Raw genomic sequence first — 18,326 nt, forward strand, 5'->3', positions numbered from 1 at the left:
TGATATATAGACCTTGTAGACGAGGTTAGCGCACACCGAATCTCGCCAATTACGAAGGCTGCTGCTAATGACTTACCCCGTCATTGGCCCTGCCAGTATTTTAGTCATCCGGCGGGAATTGTTGGGAAACATGTTTGAGCCAAAGGCGAGTTAGTGATAGCGAGATTAACAACACCGTCAACTAAGGGCATTTACCAACGGTCAGGCAAATAATCCCACCGAACCGATTTTGGGTAACGCCTTAGCGTAGGATGAAATATCGGCAAGATTAAACATTCCCTGCCGATACGTTGATTACAAAATGACTATCGCCGCCCGTGCAAATCAGTCGCACCGAAATGCGGCGGTGCCAACATTGCCTGCGCCGAATTGACTGCACTACCGACGTCATGGCCATTCTTTGCATATTGCCCGACCAGATCACAACCAAGACCTGCCGCATTACTCTTCTTGAGATGCAAATCGAGCAACGCAGCCGACTCCGCCCACAAATTGACCGCAGGAGGCCTGGCGGGCAGTTGTTCAAACTGCGCAACAACGGCATCAAAATTAAACTGCGGAATCTTCTGATTGGGCGCGGTATCAGTAGAACCGGCAGCATCAACGGTCGAATTGTCAGTCACCGTCTGCAAAGATGACGCGCGACGACCATCCACTTTCGTGAACCAATTATCAATAATTGCCTGCTGTTTCCGAGCCTTAGCCAACACCCGATCGCCCGCTTGTCCAAACAGCAAAGCAGCAGCGGCGATTCCCTCGCTAACATGCACAGCAACCACCTGCTTGCCAATGCTATCTGTTATCACTTTGTCGTCGTTATCTGCTTCGCTCTTAACGTCATCATTGTCAGCTTGACCGTTATCATCACTAACGTCAGCATGACTATACTGATCTGCGTTCATAACGCCCATGCTATCGGCAGCTTCGGGCGGCGCAATTGGATATGCCGAAAGTAATTCTGTTCCGGTCAATGTCTTGCCATCGGCAAACTGGAATTGATTGATTTGATAACTAGCGCCATTAAAATAATTAGCCACCGTGATGCTGTCGCAGTTGCCGTAGTCTATGATTAAGTCATTCTTGACGCGTCGCAAACCGTTTAAAGCATCAGAATTGACGTCTGTGAATCGGATCACGTCCGTGCGACCACCGCCCGAGTAATCAGTACCATAATCATAATTGTTGATCGTGTCGTGGCCGTCACCGCGACTTAACATATAGGTGTCATTACCAAAGCCGCCATTGAGCATATCGTCACCCTTTCCACCGGTCAGAATGTCATTACCAGCGCCGCCGCTTAACGTATCTTCGCCGCTACCGCTGGTCAGAATATCATTCCCATCGCCACCGCTTAACGTATCCTTGCCAGCGCCGGTGGTCAGCGTATCGTTACCACTTCCACCGTCTAATTGATTATTACCTTCCCCCCCTTCCAGCACGTCATCGCCCGATTCGCCAATCAATGTATCGTTGCCGTCGCCTGCGAATAACCGGTCATTGCCGCTGCCACCATTCAGATAATTATTTCCAGTACCGCCGTCGATGACGTCATCACCGCCAAAGCTATAAATCGTGTCATTACCGCCGCCTGCATAAATCGTCTCGCCACTATCAGAAAATCGCAGATTGTCATTATTGTCGGTCAGCATCACCGGATGCGTAGCCAGTATTTGTGCGCCGGTCCACACCTGACCATCAGCAAACCGGAACTGGTTGATTTGATAGTTCACGCCATCAAAATAGTTGCTGATCGTGAGACTGTCACCGCTTCCAAATTCGATAATCAGATCTGTATTGACAGTACGCAGACCCTGAATATCGCTGGCATTCATATCAGTAAAAATCACGACATCCGTGCGACCACCGCCCGAGTAATCAGTACCATAATCATAATTGTTGATCGTGTCGTGGCCGTCACCACGACTTAACACATACGTATCATTGCCAGCGCCACCCTGCAGTTTGTCGTCGCCCTTGCCACCGGTCAGGATGTCATTGCCATCGCCACCAGTTAACGTATCGTTGCCAGCACCAGTGATCAGCGTGTCGTTGCCACTTCCACCGTCCAAGCGGTTATTACCTTCCCCGCCGTCCAGTACATCGTCGCCCGCTTCGCCATCCAACGTATCGTCGCCCGCGCACCCGGATAACCGGTCATTGCCGCTACCGCCATTCAGATAATTATTCCCGGTCCCGCCATCGATCACATCATCACCACCATATCCGTAAATAGTGTCATCACCGGCACCGGCATAAATTGTCTCGCCACTATTGGAAAATCCCAGATGGTCATTCTTGTCAGTCAGCACAATCGGATAAGCACCCAGTATTTGTGCGCCGGTCCACACCTGCCCATCAGCAAACCGGAACTGGTCAATTTGATAGCTTGCGTTATTAAAATAGTTGCTGATCGTGAGACTGTCACCGTTTCCAAATTCGATGATCAGATCTGTATTGACAGTACGCAGACCGCGGATATCGCTGGCATTCATATCGGTAAAAATTACGACATCCGTGCGACCGCCGCCCGAGTAATCAGTACCATAATCATAATTGTTGATCGTGTCGTGGCCGTCACCACGACTTAACACATACGTATCATTGCCAGCGCCACCCTGCAGTTTGTCGTCGCCCTTACCACCGGTCAGGATGTCATTGCCATCGCCACCAGTTAACGTATCGTTGCCAGCACCAGTGATCAGCGTGTCGTTGCCACTTCCACCGTCCAAGCGGTTATTACCTTCCCCGCCGTCCAGTACATCGTCGCCCGCTTCGCCATCCAACGTATCGTCGCCCGCGCACCCGGATAACCGGTCATTGCCGCTACCGCCATTCAGATAATTATTCCCGGTCCCGCCATCGATCACATCATCACCACCATATCCGTAAATAGTGTCATCACCGGCACCGGCATAAATTGTCTCGCCACTATTGGAAAATCCCAGATGGTCATTCTTGTCAGTCAGCACAATCGGATAAGCACCCAGTATTTGTGCGCCGGTCCACACCTGCCCATCAGCAAACCGGAACTGGTCAATTTGATAGCTTGCGTTATTAAAATAGTTGCTGATCGTGAGACTGTCACCGCTTCCAAATTCGATAATCAGATCTGTATTGACAGTACGCAGACCCTGAATATCGCTGGCATTCATATCAGTAAAAATCACGACATCCGTGCGACCGCCGCCCGAGTAATCAGTACCATAATCATAATTGTTGATCGTGTCGTGGCCGTCACCACGACTTAACACATACGTATCATTGCCAGCGCCACCCTGCAGTTTGTCGTCGCCCTTGCCACCGGTCAGAATGTCATTACCAGCGCCGCCGCTTAACGTATCTTCGCCAGCGCCACCTAGTAAAGTGTCATTACCTTCCCCACCGTTGAGACGATCGTCACCAGCATTACCACTTAGCGTGTCATCGCCCTCACCCCCATCTAACGAATCATCGCCCCTCCCTCCCAGCATGACATCGTTACCTGCGTAGCCATTCAAAGTATCATTTCCATTCCCACCGACAATCAAATCCTTTTTCTTCGTACCATTCTTGTTCATAACGCTGCTCAGTTCAGCAAATAACTTTTGTATTTCAGGCGATGCATCCAGTGTAGAGAGACCCAAGGCGATCAACTCAGCTCCAATCCAGCTAAAATCCTGCATCGCACTTCCCGCTGCACGATTAAAGTCGATCAAATCGTACAACCCTTTTATGCCATCCGCCGCAATCGCTGCCTTGAAGTGTTTTTCCAGCGCACCATAATCCAGATGCATCCCATCGGTATCTATCTTTAATTCAATCTGATCAATCAACGACTTAAACCGTGTCTGCAACAATAACGAACCGTAGATCGATTCCTGCAATGCGTCATAAGCTTGATTGAGGCTGTTTACCTGTTCGGCATATAAACTAATCGTGATAGTCCCAGGCTGACCATTTTTGCCTTCGACCATCTTGAAGCCGTTGTAACCCATGCCGGTCAGGTTATGCATCGCAAAATAATATTGCCCGTTAAACGCTTCCAGAATATGCAGTTTCTTTTCCCACGCAGCAACGATGGCCCGACCGGCGGCGTCGTCAGTAATAACCTGACCGCCCAGCGATCGCCAGATCACCGTATAAGCACTGCCAGCGCGTTCTTGCAGGGTTTTAGTCATGCCGGATGTGTCGGCCCAATCGGACAGCAGTTGATCCAGCAAACCGCGTTGCTCTTCACGTGTGGTGGCCGCGCTGTAGTGTGCCAAAACGTCTTGCAGTGATGTCGACAAGCTGGCGGCTTCGCGCAGGTCGCGCACTTTGCCTGCGCCTTGCATATCGGGCAGATCTTTGACGTTATCGGCAATCACGACTTCATCAGTAAATTCCCGATGGAAGGCGTCTTCCTCAAAATTCACGTCACCCATATTGCCGCTGCTGCCATCCGTTTTTGTATACGTGCCGTGGTCGGCTAACTGGTTGCCATTGGCGAGTGTCTGGTTGTGTGATTTTTTGTTGACGTTGAGGCTGGCGATGCCGAGTTGGTCGAGTGTGAATAATTCATTGGCTTGAGAAATACCATCCTGATTAAGATCACGCCAGACTTTGAGCTGATTCCAGTTGGCGTCGTTTTTATCGATCTTGCCATCGTGGTTGGAATCCAGATCAGCCAGCGCACCGAAACCATCGCTGGCGGTGTGGCCGTTGTCGAGGTGGGTGGAGTTGCCGAAGAGTTCCGTACCGTTGTCGATCACGCCGTTACCGTTGCGGTCCATGACGAGTAAGCCATCGTCAGCGCCGACCCAACCTGTCGCGGTTTTAATGCCGTCGTTGTTGTTGTCGAAGTAGATGTTGTTTTTGCTGCCCACGGTTTCGATGCCGTCTCCGTCGAGGTCGAGGACTAAGGGATCGTAGCGGTAGGTGCGGGAGCGGGTGAAACGGTCATTAATTTCTTGGCCTAGTTTATTGAATTTGTCGAATGCCTCTTCGTAATATTTTGATCCCCAATAACCTCCAGCCACACCTGCTGCGACTCCTAAGGGTATTGCAATCACTCCTAAACCCACCACAGTTGCAAGCGCCCCTAGTCCAATAGCTGCTGCCTCGCCAATTGCAACACCAGCGCCCAAAGAACCGACAAGTTTTACTTGGCTTGTTAAATCGCCACCAATAGAATTTCTTAATGTGTCCAAAACGGTATCAGAAACAGTTTTGGCATCGTCGCCTGTTTGGACAATTTGTCCTAAATGCTCAACTACAGGAAGGGAGTCCTTTCCCATTCCCTTGGCAATGGCTTTGATCGCCGCAGGCGAACCGTCAATAATCAGAATACCGGATTTAGTAACAATGTACGCAATACTCATTTCACACCTCAGCTAATTTATTTTGATTGATAATCGATTTTTTTTATGTATCCGATACATATCGCGACTGTAGAAACCCAGAAAGCAGATAAGAAAAGAACTTCACAAAAAAGGTAAAAAATATTACTTTCAGTCAATAACTGTAATCTGCTTGGATTAAGACTTTGCTTTCCGGGTATATTCATAACAAGTAATAGAAAAATAAATATCCAAGTCCATATGGCATTACTAAAATATCCTTTTTCGTGAATTTTTTTTCTTAACTCATTAAATCTTGACAAGCTTATGTAATTTTTTTTATAAATGAAAAAAATCGGGAAAATAGCCCCTAAAAATACAAGTAATACTGAATAAAGTATTTCTATAGGAAACCATGATTCTGGACCTCGAATAAAAAATGCAATATAAAAAACGTTGCAAAATGCCAGAAAAATGCATAGTCCTCCTATTAATAAAAGTGCTCTGGACATGATATTTTTTATGTCCATAAAATCGCCTCCTGACATTCCATATTTACTTCATTACTAGGCCTAATCACGCTGCAACCTTGTTTATTTCGGCTCTTTGGTTTTGTCCACCTCGCGGTTCAATTAACAGGCGCTCATTAAACAATTTGCTTAACACCAGAACTCGTTGCGCGCTTCGTTCGTATTGATGCAGCGTGTTTCGAATAGCGTCAAAACTATCCAGATGCATTCCATCCACATCTATCTTTAATTCAATCTGATCAATCAACGACTTAAACCGTGTCTGCAACAATAACGAACCGTAGATCGATTCCTGCAATGCGTCATAAGCTTGATTGAGGCTGTTTACCTGTTCGGCATATAAACTAATCGTGATAGTCCCCGGCTGACCATTTTTGCCTTCGACCATCTTGAAGCCGGTGTAACCCATGCCGGTCAGGTTATGCATCGCAAAATAATATTGCCCGTTAAACGCTTCCAGAATATGCAGCTTCTTTTCCCACGCGGCAACGATGGCGCGACCGGCGGCGTCGTCGGTGATGACCTGACCGCCCAGCGATTGCCAGATCACCGTATAAGCACTGCCAGCGCGTTCTTGCAGGGTTTTGGTCATGCCGGATGTGTCGGCCCAATCGGACAGCAGTTGATCCAGCAAGCCGCGCTGTTCTTCTCGTGTGGTGGCGGCGCTGTAGTGTGCTAATACACTTTGTAGTGACGCGGACAAGCTGGCGGCTTCGCGCAGGTCGCGCACTTTGCCTGCGCCTTGCATATCGGGCAGGTCTTTGACGTTATCGGCAATCACGACTTCATCAGTAAACTCCCGATGGAAGGCGTCTTCTTCAAAATTCACGTCACCCATGTTGCCGGTGCTGCCATCGGTTTTTGTGTACGTACCTTGGTCGGCTAACTGGTTACCATTGGCGAGTGTTTGGTTATGTGATTTTTTGTTGACGTTGAGGCTGGCGATGCCGAGTTGATCCAGCGTGAATAATTCATTGGCTTGAGATATGCCATCCTGATTGAGATCACGCCAGACTTTGAGCTGGTTCCAGTTGGCGTCGTTTTTATCGATCTTGCCATCGTGGTTGGAATCCAGATCAGCCAGCGCACCGAAACCATCGCTGGCGGTGTGGCCGTTATCAAGTTGGGTGGAATTGCCGAAGAGTTCCGTTCCGTTATCGATCACGCCGTTGCCGTTGCGGTCCATGACGAGCAAGCCATCGTCAGCACCGACCCAACCGGTCGCGGTTTTAATACCGTCGTTGTTGTTGTCGAAGTAGATGTTGTTTTTGCTGCTGACGGTTTCGATGCCGTCTCCGTCTAGGTCGAGGACCAAGGGATCGCAGCGGTAGGTTCGTGAACGGTTGAAGAAATCCTTGATGGCGTCGCCACCCAACATGCGCCACGCGCCAGCCGCGTTTGCGGCGGCGGCTTTGCCGAACGCTTCGCCGTATTCTCGTGCATCTCCGTCAGGTAGCTGGACGTAATCGTTGCCTAATCCACCGAAGACGGTTGGGACGATATCGCCCATGGTGCCGGCCCATGCCCATTCGGGTAGCTTGAAACCTTTGACTGCGGCCTCTACATCGTCTCCAATTATATCTGCGACATCGGGAATGCCTTTTCCCTCGAGAACTCGCTTGATGACAGATTCTGCAAGTTCGTTAGATACCCTTTGGAAATCAGCCTCAGTTATTGGCTTACCCAATTGCTCCCCAATCGACTCCGTCGCCCCGCGGACAAACTCGCTGGACCTGGAACCATCATTGGCGTTAATACTAGCGGCACGATCCAGCCAGGTTTCCAGACGATTGCGCTCATCGGTGTAATTATTCTTTTGCATCTCTCCGACGAGATCGCGCAGATAGCGATACGCGTCCGCATACTGATGATTAGCTCCCATTTCTTGCAAGGCCAGAACTTCATGAATCGATAATTCAATAGCAGACATAATTTACTCCGTGGGTGGTGATTGGAAGGTTGTATTTTGGTTAAGCAGTGCAGTAACCACTTCATCGATTTTGAAGAAATCTTTGCCTATCGGCTTGGCAATTGTGTATTGCACATCGAACTGGTAATCCATAGTGCGAAGCACCTTATAAAGGAACATAAAATTAACTGGGTCCTTGACCCAGACGCGCTGCCCGTCCGCTGCTTGAAAAACATAATACGTACTTAACGAATCGGGTTTATCGGGATCACCTTCCTGATACATCCGGTAAATACCGAATTGTCCAATGCGGTATTCCAATCCAGGACGATTGGAATTAAATTGATCTATCGCATTTTTCTCCAGATTTTTTGCAGCGTTTGCACGAGAACGATCAGGTGCTATTGTGGGACTCAAATATATTTCGACCTCGTCGTTTTCAGGCGCTTTTCCCGGTCTTATTGGTTCCATACTCGGATAATGAAAAGCAAAAATAATTTTACCTTCGCGTGCAGTGCTTGGTATGTATTTGACCGGTAAAGTAAACGTCGCTTTCCCATCCTTAGAATGCAGTTGTTTCACCGAATCGTCCTTCGTGTTAGAAACGATCAAATAGAACACCACCACCGACAAAAAAATACAGAATATAAAAATTGCTATCGTCATCAAAACGATCCAAAAAATACGGAGCCATGACCGCTTACGTTTGATCATGCAGCGACCTTTTTTCTCATTTTGTCTCCTTAGTTTTGTCCACTTCGCACCTCAATAAATAGGTGGTCGCTAACCACCCGCCTTAAACTCAACACTTCACCAAGACACAATTCAATTGCAGTCATGCTTGATTACTCTAATCAAGGGTGAATGGTTATATTTTTGTGAATCAGTTCGGCGACGATTTTGTCGATTTCGAAGAAGTCTTTGCCTAGCGATTTGGCAATCGTGTATTGCACATCGAAGTACGAATCGACAGTTCTATGAACTTTAAAAACGCACATCCAGCGCGCGGGGTCGTTCACCCATACTTGTTGCTTATCGGCTGCCTGAAAGATGTAATAGATGCTTACCAAATCCGGCTTGTCTGGTTTGCCTAGTTGATACTTCCGGTATATACCTTCCCGGCCGGTGCGATATTTGGTTTCGCTCCGCATCGGATCAAAGTAATCTATGGCGTTTTCTTCCAGATTTTTTGCATAGCTGGTATTAAGGCGATCAGTTGCGAATGCAGGGCTCAAATATATTTTTATCTCATCTTTTTCAGGTGCGTTTCCCTGCGCTATCGGCGTCATATCCGGATAATGAAAAGCAAAGGTAATGCGGTCTTTGTTGGGATTGTCACGCTGGTGTTCGGCAGGCAAAGTAAAAGTCGCTTTGCGGTCTTTGGAGTGTATTTGTTTCAATGTGTCGTCTCGCTAAAGAAACTAACTAGAACCGATTTCATCATCAGAAAAAATATTAAGTAAAATGGTATGCGTATCGTCATGCAAAATGCGTTCCTCATGCTCACTGTTCCTTGGTTGATTCTGTCTATAACTCTGTCAGTATTTGTCGGTTAAAAACTTTTCTTTACTTTTAGGACTGACGCAAAATTGTCCAACTCCGTTGTACTTTCCTAGCCGCCGACAAGGCCAGACCTTGACGGCTCAGCACTAGCGCACTGTCACCGTCAGCAAGGTTGGCAACCCCATTGCTGGGACAGTTTTGCGTAAGTTCTCACTTTGTTTAAATATCGAGGAGCGTTGCGCGCCTGGAGTACTGATCAATCATGTTTGGATCGGAACGACTTCATTCCGTTATTTATATTTTCATCGACCGTTATTCGATCTGGTGTCAAGATGTGGTGGCGTAACTGCAATCGCGGTGAGCGCTCTCGTGACCTATTCTCGTTATTCTTTTATTTTTAATTGGCTTCAATTCTACAAATGAAATTTCCAGATTGATACGAGACTATTCTCGAATTAACAGAGAAAATTCTACAAAATACACTTCCCCTCATGCTGGATCAGTTGATCACACTATTAAAATGCCAAAGGTGATCGTGATTTGACTCATTTCTACTTCTTTGAAAATTTTGTTAGCAAGATTGTCAGAGCGTTTTTTGCGCTATCGATGTATTTTTTTGTCAGGCTTAATGTTGGGCTTGATGTTGATCATGTCGGGGATGAGCGACAATTTGATTTCTTTGTAGATCGTCGCTTCAGACGTAAAAAAGCCAGCACGAAGCTGGCTAAAAGAAATTGAAGAGTAAATGAAAGTAGCGTTAAATGCGTTTCTGATTTACGCAAACCATCACGTAGGTCAGAATGCTGCTGGTCTCATTAGCTGGTGTGAGATTAAAGATGTCACCTATCGAGAGGGCGCTGTCGCAAGCTCGGCCGCGGGGAAAGTTCTCGCGCGTCCGGGCGCAAGTGATGCGGCAGTTTCAGCCTTGACCGGAACCGACATTTTGCAGATTTTGGCGACTTGTGCAGCCGTTGCCGCACCGCCATGGTGAGCGCCGATGGAGCTGTCCTGGTCGCTGGTAACGCACTGCCTGACAATACAATATTAATTGCGGAGGTTGGATCAGCGGTTTGCAGCAAGGCATTGCCAGCCAGCGCAGGAAAAGCTTTGCTATAACCGTTACCGTCCGATCAATGACAGCAAGCGCAGCGGTCGAGATAAATCTGCGCGCCAGTTGTACTTACCACGCCGTTAAATAAAGCCGTTGCGACTTTGCTGTCTGCCTTAAATGGCACTGCCTGTAGATTTTTGGGCGCTAGTGACTTCAGATATACGGCAATGCTACCCAGATCGGCATCGGTCATATGTTGCATGGAGTGCGATACCACGTCATTCATGGCATCGAACGATGCAGTATGGTTGTTGCGACCAGTCTTTAGAAAAGCGGCTAAGCACCACGCAATAGTTGCGCGCTGGCCCGGTCCGCAGCTATGCCGGCGGCAAACAAATTTCATTTCGGGTGTAAGGTTTTGCTCAAATTGACGACTTAATAGACATTAGTGACGTGTACATCGGTCGATGTTGTGGCAGCGAAATTACACGACTCAGCACGACGCAACATCAAACATTCATCTTTCGGTAAGGATGCATCATGAACGCAACAGATAAAAAATGTGCATTTATCATTGGCGAAACAAAGTTCGGACGGCGCATGCTGCTTAAGTATGGCGTGAGCGCCGTTGTCGCCAGTAATCTGCTTGGTAAGGCAATGGCGGCGACGCTATTCACACCAGCCAAAAGTCACGAAGTCACCATTGAATATTTTTCGGCATCGGGCAAGAGTCTGAAAGTGGCCTCCATACAAAAACTTGTCAGAACTGATGATGAATGGCGACATTTGCTTTCTGCTGATTCGTATCAAGTCACGCGCAAGGCGGGAACCGAGACCCCATTTACAGGGAAATACGCGGATAACCATGCAGATGGACTTTATCGCTGTATTTGTTGCGATACGGCACTGTTCGACTCAAAAACAAAATTCGAATCCGGTACGGGCTGGCCAAGTTTTTGGCAACCTATATCGACACACAATGTCGTCAAAGATGCTGACAATAGTTTAGGGTTGCAACGTGATGCGATTTCGTGCCATCTTTGCGACGCGCATCTGGGCCACGTTTTCAATGACGGTCCCAAGCCAACCGGTTTACGTTATTGCATGAACTCTGTTGCGCTACGTTTCGTCGCGCGCGGCTAATCTACGGTCGCTGTAGAATGAATAATCATCAGGAGGACACAATGAAATCTCTTAAACCACGCCATACAAAAATCGTTATGCGGACTATTTTTACGCTATTAATGGGCATCACAAGCGCCACCTGCATTGCCTGGACAACCGCGTCATACGCTGCCGAGGCGCCCGTCATCATCGCGCCACCCGAGGCCAACATCGCAAAAACTAAAGGCCCGCTTCAAACGGCCGTATTCGCTGGAGGATGTTTCTGGGGCGTACAAGGCGTGTACGAACACGTTCGTGGCGTACACAAGGTTGTTTCTGGCTACAGCGGTGGCGATAAGAACAGCGCCCAATATGAGACAGTCAGTTCAGGAAAAACCGGGCACGCCGAGTCGGTTCAGATCACCTTCGATCCGGCAGTCGTCTCCTATGGCGAATTACTCCAGGTTTTCTTCTCGGTGACACAGGATCCGACCCAACTTAACCGGCAAGGGCCTGATACCGGCACGCAATATCGCTCCAATATTTTCTATGCAGATGACACGCAAAAAAACATCGCCCAAGCCTACATTGCGCAACTGACAAAAGCGCATGCATTTCCGGCCAGCATCGTGACACGTGTCGATCCATTACAAGGATTTTACCCGGCGGAGGCATATCATCAGGATTTCTTGCTCCACAATCCTACGTATCCTTACATCGTGTTCAATGACTTACCTAAAATCGACAATCTGAAACGTGTCTTCCCAAAACTTTATACCAATGTACCGGTTGCCAGTGGTTATTAGTAGTGATGGTGTCTGACTTAAGACGCGTTTGATGACAAAGCAAGGTCAATTCTTGACATTTTTTTCAAGAAAAATATTATGTGAATTAGCCGATATGATGGGGGAACATTAAAAGTTTGTATCGGTCCTATGGGAGATCATGTCGCTTTAGCCATATTGGGGCGAAGTAATTCCAATGGCTCAAAACAGTTTGAACCCATTTTAAGGAGCCGACCATGCAAATGAATCCGTATCTCAACTTTAATGGACAATGTGAGGAAGCATTTACCTTTTATGCCGCCTGTCTGGACGGTGAAATCGTCGCGATGATGACGCACGGCGATACGCCTATAGCAGAGCAGACGCCACCGGAGTGGCGCGATAAGATTATCCATGCACGCCTGATGGTGGGCGATAAACTATTAATGGGTGCGGATAGTCCGCCTGAACGCTATGAGGCAGCAAAAGGTTTTCATGTGATGCTGGGTATTGATGAACCGGAAGAAGCCGAACGCGCATTTGCAGCATTGGCGAAAAACGGCACGATACAGATGCCGATTGCGGAGACTTTCTGGGCTAAACGTTTTGGGATGCTCACCGACCAGTTCGGTATTCCATGGATGATTAATTGTGAGAAGAGACCGGAGTGACGTGTTGCTTGAGGTCCGGGTCCCGATTTCCCCAATCGACCTGACGTTTAGCGATATGTCGAGTTGATATTACCTGCGCCAATAAACGGCGCGGGAGGCAGATCGCTCAGATGAACGTCTCTTGCGTTCTTAATACGTGCCAAGCCACCATTACGGTTCCACCATCAAATAAGTCCCAGACCGCGCATCAAAGAAGTTGGTTAGTAATCAACTTCTTTGATGCGCTCTCGGATCCACGCACTTCGATGCCGGTGGTAAAAGAAGCCATTTCAAGCGACAATCCACCATCGCGTGCCAAATAGCCATGCAAGGGCACACATGGCCAGGTATTCAGCCACTTGTCAGGCACGAATTCAGCCACCTAATTAGTGCCATTTCTCAGTCTCATTAAATCGAAATTCGACCATTCCCTTATGCCATTTTCTTCATTGGGTTTGCTTCCCTCCCTTCTGCGCGCCGTCAATGACCTGGGTTATCTTGCCCCCACCGCGATTCAGGAAGCTGCTATTCCCGCCATTTTGCAGGGCCACGATGTCGTGGGTTCGGCCCAAACCGGCTCCGGTAAGACCGCCGCGTTTTGTTTGCCGTTGTTACAATTATTAAATCAAACACCCAGCGAAAAGTCTCGGGACCGGTCAGTGCGTGCCCTGATTTTAGTGCCAACGCGAGAACTGGCTGTGCAGGTCGGTGAGTCACTACAACTACTTGCACAGCACAATGCGCAAACATTAAAGATCGTAACGATATTTGGTGGCGTGTCGATCAATCCACAGATGATGACGTTGCGTGGCGGTGCAGATATCGTCGTCGCCACACCGGGACGTCTGCTCGACTTGCTTGACCATCACGCACTGACGATTTCGACCGTATCGATGTTGGTACTCGACGAGGCAGATCGCCTGCTGGATTTGGGTTTTGCGGAAGAAATTGGACGGATTCTGGCACTCTTACCGATGACCCGACAAAGTGTATTCTTTTCGGCAACATTTCCTCCCGCAGTGGAAGCGCTATCCAGGAAAATATTACGCAATCCCACGCGCATCGCAGTGGCGGCCGAGCCAGACAATCAGCCGGACATTGTGCAACGCGCTATTGCGGTGGATCCAAAACGCCGCACGCAATTGCTCGTGCATCTGTTGAAAGAACATAAATGGGATCGCGTACTGGCCTTTGTCGCGACCAAATATGCCGCCGATTACGTGACTGAAAAATTGCACCGCTCAGGCGTTAAGGCCGCGGCATTTCACGGCGAGTTCAGCCAAGGTGCGCGCACCCGGATATTGGCAGAATTTAAAGCCGGCGAGTTGCAGGTGCTGGTCGCCACCGATGTGGCCGCGCGCGGTATTGATATCCCGCAATTGCCGGTCGTGTTGAACTATGACCTGCCACGGTCGGCTGTTGACTATACGCACCGGATCGGTCGTACCGGTCGTGCGGGCGAGACCGGCATCGCTGTCAGCTTTATCAGTGCTGATACCGAAGCCCATTTTCGGCTGATAGAAAAACGCCATAATGTGCGCTGCCCCCGTGAACAAATCGCAGGCTTTGAACCGGTCGAGACATTGCATTCCAACACAGGTCTTCCCTTTGCTATGAATAGTTCAGTCGATACAACATCGGAAAACTCACCGGATAATCCGGCTAATGGCGGTATAAAAGGCAAACGTAAGAGCAAAAAAGACAAACTACGTGAAGCGACAGCGTCCGATCCGATAGAGTAGAAGAACGCGTTGAAGCACTCTCAGCCGAGTTAACAAAGTTGCGTCTCGTTTGTAACAGTTGGCTGATCCACCTTTAGGCGGACGTATCATGAGGTCCGCCTTTACCACGGGCAAGTTCCTCTTTTTGTGTCTGCTGCGTATGACTACTACTCTTCTTTTTTCACCGAGCTACCGCGGTATTATTTATACCGTCATTGCAACCACATCAAACCGTTTCAAAAAAATCGCTTCCAACTTGATAATCATGTTGGTGGCGCTCAGTGCCGCGGGCTGCGCGATTGAGCCAGTCCCGATGTCACCGCGCACTGCAGCGGCGTTGCAATCTCAACCGCCGATCCGATTTTTGCTCACCTTCGACGATGGCCCCGCCAGACCGAAGACTGATAACTCGACGCTTTCCATCCTGAACACGCTGTTGGTGAATCCCGTACAGCCCGGCATAAAAGCGCTCTTTTTTGTGCAAACCCGGTCATCAGGCGCGGGAGAAACCGATTTTGGGCGCAATATATTACGCCGTGAAGTGGAAGAAGGTCACTTGCTGGGCTTTCATACCGCTACGCCGCGCCACGCCAATCATCGCTTTCTTAGTCCGGAAAAATTCGACGAGTCGCTCAATGAGGGAATTGGCGACATTGTTGCCATTCAGGGAAGTGCGCCCAAACTGGTTCGGCCGCCGTTCTGGAATTACGACAAGCGCACTTTTGGCGTCTATCAACAGCACGGCATGCATATTTTGCTCACTGATTTGAGCGCAAATGACGGCAAGATCTACGGCTTCAAAGCGAGCTTGCGGCGACGCTCGAACATGTTGCATTTGTTGACCGATGTACGCGAAAGAATCGCAGCGGGCGAGTTGCCGGTGGTCGACGGAAATATTCCGGTGGTCGTCACCTTCCACGACATTAACGGCTATACCGCCGATCACATGGCCGAATATTTACAGATTCTGCTGGATTGTGCGCGGGCAGTGCACTTGCCAACCGCCGCCAAACCTTTTTACGAGAACAAAGAGGCGGTGGAGCGCGCCGCCTTGGCCAGAAGTGTGCGTGATGGTGAGCAAACCACTCACTTACCCGGTTTCTGGAATTTTTTATGGGCATGGATGTAGCCTCTCGTTGTGCAGAAACAACGTAAACCATTACACAACAATAGCGCAGCTAGCTACAATGGCATAGCTGTCAGCCTAATTACTTATTCATTAAGAATCATCTGAAACCACTGGCATCTGCCGATTCCACCGATCTGAACGATGCGGTCCTTGCCACCTCCGTTAGCCTTTGCCTTAGCAGGCGAACACCATATCAGTTCGCTACGGGTTTCAGTCATTTTTAATTTGCAAATGAGTAATAAGCCTTAAGTCGCAAGCTTGAATGATCTTCAAGTTTTAGTTAGTCCATAAAAGGGGAATGTATGCATCTCAAAAATTGGTTAAAACCGTTGGTTGCGTCGGTGTTCGCACTGGCCTTAATTGGGAATGTTAATGCGGTCGGCGTGCCGGCGGTCGAGGCAAAAAACGGCATGGTCGTCACCTCGCAGCATTTAGCCTCACAAGTTGGTGTAGATATCCTGAAAATGGGCGGCAACGCCGTTGATGCTGCCGTCGCAGTCGGTTATGCGCAAGCGGTCGTCAATCCGTGCTGCGGCAATATCGGTGGGGGCGGATTCATGACCATTCACCTAGCCGATGGACGCGATACTTTTATTAATTTCCGCGAAAAAGCACCCGCTGCGGCAAGCGCCAATATGTATCTGGATGCTGACGGTAAAGTCATCGGCGATGCCAGTTTGTATGGCTATCTGGCGGTCGGCGTACCGGGCACCGTGCTTGGTCTGGACACTGCACAGCGTAAATACGGCAAGTTGACGCGCGCGCAAGTCATGCTGCCGGCGATCAAGCTGGCGCGTGACGGATTCATCCTTAATCGTGGCGATACCGATATTCTCGATACAACGATTAAGTACTTCAAAAAAGATCCTGAAGCCAGTAGAATTTTCTTGCGCCGCGATGGCTCGCCGTTACAACCTGGCGACCGACTAGTGCAAAAGGATCTGGCCAAGACGCTTGAGGCTATTTCCCGCCGCGGTCCTGACGCCTTTTATAAAGGCGCTATTCCAGAGGCAGTTGAGCGGGCATCCAAGAGCGGTAAAGGCATCATTACTGCCGCCGATTTTGCTGATTACAAGATTACCGAAACTGCGCCGGTGACCTGCGATTACCGCGGCTACGTATTTGTATCCGCACCACCGCCAAGCTCGGGCGGCGCGACAATGTGCCAGATCCTCAACACGCTTGAAGGGTATGACCTGAAGTCGATGGGATTTAATTCCGCAGCGGCAGTCCACGTGATGACAGAGTCCATGCGCCACGCTTACATGGATCGCAACACATTCTTGGGCGATCCCGAATTTGTGAAAAATCCGCTAGAGCGTCTGTTGAGCAAGCCTTACGCCGCATCGATTCGTGAGAAGATCAGCGCCGATAAAGCCACTCCGTCCGCAGAGGTACAACCCGGTATGGCGCCGCACGAAAAACCTGAAACGACGCACTATTCTATCGTTGATAAGGAAGGCAATGCGGTATCGACCACCTACACCATTAACGGTCGCTTTGGTGCGGTAGTGATTGCGCCGGGCACGGGCTTCTTCCTCAATGATGAAATGGATGATTTCACCGTCAAAATCGGTGTAAAGAATCTGTACGGTCTGGTGCAAGGTGCAACCAATTCGATTGCGCCGGGCAAACGTCCACTGTCGTCGATGTCACCAACTTTGGTTACCAAAGACGGCAAAACTTTTATGGTGATTGGTTCTCCGGGCGGTTCGCGCATCATCACTATCACATTGGAAACCGCACTCAATGTGATCGACTTTGGCATGAGTCCGCAAGAAGCAGTTGACGCACCACGCTTCCACCATCAATGGCTGCCGGACGAGGTGTATTACGAAACGCGCGGTATGTCAGCGGATACCCTGAAGGTCTTGCGTGGAATGGGTTACAAAATGACCGAACAAACGCCATGGGGTGCGGCTGAAATGGTCATGATGGGCGTGCCGGGTGCAGCGGGTGTTTCTGCGACTAGTTCCGGTAACGACGCTGGCGTTTCAGGCAAGGTTTTGCCTGGATACTATTACGGCGCAAATGATGGTCGTCGTCCTGCCGGTGCCGCGATCGGTTACTAACTTCTGCCAAAGTTGCAGCATTGACTTGAAAAAGGTATAAAAGAGGAAGCGCATGCGCTTCCTCTTTTCTATTCTGCGGCGACAAAACCGTTGAGCCGCCCCTAATTTGGATACGTTGACCCAAGCAAGTCAATCAGAGACCGATCAGCGTCAATGATTTACTCACAGCATCAATCCATTACATGGGTAAAATTAGTCTGTCCATCAAATCGAACACTGCACCTTTTACCTAGCGAGATAACATCATGCCAACAGTCCGTTTAGACGGTAGCCTTATCACCGATTGGGATGCCTTTCACACCGAATCCCAAAAAATATTCGGTTTCCCCGACTTTTACGGACGCAATATGAGCGCCTGGATTGACTGTCTGAGCTATTTGCGCGACGACGAGAGCATGAGTAAATTCAAATTGAAGCCCGATGAAACTTTGATCATCGAACTCCACGACAGCGCACTATTGCAACAAAAGTCACCCGACATCGTCGAGGAATTGTCATTTTGCGTCAGCGCTATCAATGAGCGTTATGACGACTATGGCGAAAAATTGGCATTGGTATTGCGGTTGTGCTGAGTTGTAGTGATAACTTGGACGCAG

Annotated in this window: 14 protein-coding genes; 8 read left to right on the forward strand and 6 right to left on the reverse strand. The window is 49.0% G+C overall.

All coding sequences use genetic code 11. The annotated features are described in order from the left end of the window. Positions 1-305 precede the first annotated feature (305 nt). The 5 genes from RGU75_RS06515 to RGU75_RS06535 form a co-directional block, all read right to left on the reverse strand. Positions 306-5,339, reverse strand: coding sequence for a calcium-binding protein (locus tag RGU75_RS06515; RefSeq protein WP_322234130.1), 5,034 nt, complete (start codon positions 5,337-5,339; stop codon positions 306-308). Between the two features lie 17 nt (positions 5,340-5,356). After that, positions 5,357-5,827 carry a hypothetical protein gene (locus RGU75_RS06520; RefSeq protein WP_322234133.1) on the reverse strand — a complete coding sequence of 157 codons (471 nt, stop codon included), beginning with the start codon at positions 5,825-5,827 and terminating at the stop codon, positions 5,357-5,359. 46 nt (positions 5,828-5,873) lie between these two features. Further along, entirely contained in the window at positions 5,874-7,757 is a 1,884-nt protein-coding gene (locus RGU75_RS06525; protein WP_322234136.1) for a hypothetical protein, read from the reverse strand. 3 nt (positions 7,758-7,760) lie between these two features. Beyond that, the gene (locus tag RGU75_RS06530; protein WP_322234138.1) at positions 7,761-8,402 is read right to left on the reverse strand and encodes a hypothetical protein; all 642 of its coding nucleotides are present in this window, start codon (positions 8,400-8,402) and stop codon (positions 7,761-7,763) included. 188 nt (positions 8,403-8,590) lie between these two features. Then, entirely contained in the window at positions 8,591-9,136 is a 546-nt protein-coding gene (locus RGU75_RS06535) for a hypothetical protein (RefSeq protein WP_322234140.1), read from the reverse strand. Between the two features lie 848 nt (positions 9,137-9,984). Here RGU75_RS06535 and RGU75_RS06540 point away from each other — a divergent pair. Beyond that, positions 9,985-10,230 carry a hypothetical protein gene (locus RGU75_RS06540; RefSeq protein WP_322234141.1) on the forward strand — a complete coding sequence of 82 codons (246 nt, stop codon included), beginning with the start codon at positions 9,985-9,987 and terminating at the stop codon, positions 10,228-10,230. Between the two features lie 139 nt (positions 10,231-10,369). On the opposite strand, the gene RGU75_RS06545 is transcribed toward RGU75_RS06540, so the two are convergent. Continuing rightward, positions 10,370-10,693 carry a hypothetical protein gene (locus RGU75_RS06545; RefSeq protein ID WP_322234143.1) on the reverse strand — a complete coding sequence of 108 codons (324 nt, stop codon included), beginning with the start codon at positions 10,691-10,693 and terminating at the stop codon, positions 10,370-10,372. Between the two features lie 137 nt (positions 10,694-10,830). On the opposite strand from RGU75_RS06545, the gene msrB reads away from it, so the two are divergent. The 7 genes from msrB to RGU75_RS06580 all read left to right on the forward strand — a co-directional run bounded on the left by msrB (position 10,831) and on the right by RGU75_RS06580 (position 18,302). Further along, positions 10,831-11,433: a peptide-methionine (R)-S-oxide reductase MsrB gene (msrB, locus tag RGU75_RS06550; RefSeq protein ID WP_322234144.1), complete on the forward strand. Its 603-nt coding sequence runs from the start codon at positions 10,831-10,833 to the stop codon at positions 11,431-11,433. A gap of 41 nt (positions 11,434-11,474) precedes the next feature. Next, positions 11,475-12,200, forward strand: a complete 726-nt coding sequence (msrA, locus tag RGU75_RS06555) for a peptide-methionine (S)-S-oxide reductase MsrA (RefSeq protein WP_416186789.1) — start codon at positions 11,475-11,477, stop codon at positions 12,198-12,200. 215 nt (positions 12,201-12,415) lie between these two features. Further along, positions 12,416-12,829, forward strand: coding sequence for a VOC family protein (locus RGU75_RS06560; protein WP_322234145.1), 414 nt, complete (start codon positions 12,416-12,418; stop codon positions 12,827-12,829). A gap of 413 nt (positions 12,830-13,242) precedes the next feature. Next, positions 13,243-14,550: a DEAD/DEAH box helicase gene (locus tag RGU75_RS06565; RefSeq protein WP_322234147.1), complete on the forward strand. Its 1,308-nt coding sequence runs from the start codon at positions 13,243-13,245 to the stop codon at positions 14,548-14,550. A gap of 88 nt (positions 14,551-14,638) precedes the next feature. Continuing rightward, complete coding sequence (locus RGU75_RS06570) at positions 14,639-15,658, forward strand: polysaccharide deacetylase family protein (RefSeq protein ID WP_322234150.1); 1,020 nt, start codon at positions 14,639-14,641, stop codon at positions 15,656-15,658. A gap of 410 nt (positions 15,659-16,068) precedes the next feature. Then, positions 16,069-17,730 (forward strand): gamma-glutamyltransferase, encoded by a 1,662-nt coding sequence (gene ggt / locus RGU75_RS06575; protein WP_322240301.1) that lies wholly within the window; start codon positions 16,069-16,071, stop codon positions 17,728-17,730. A 245-nt stretch (positions 17,731-17,975) separates the two neighbouring features. Beyond that, positions 17,976-18,302: a barstar family protein gene (locus RGU75_RS06580; RefSeq protein ID WP_322234152.1), complete on the forward strand. Its 327-nt coding sequence runs from the start codon at positions 17,976-17,978 to the stop codon at positions 18,300-18,302. The last annotated feature ends 24 nt before the right edge of the window (positions 18,303-18,326 follow it).

Source organism: Glaciimonas sp. CA11.2 (genome assembly GCF_034314045.1).
Taxonomy (GTDB): Bacteria; Pseudomonadota; Gammaproteobacteria; order Burkholderiales; family Burkholderiaceae_D; genus Glaciimonas.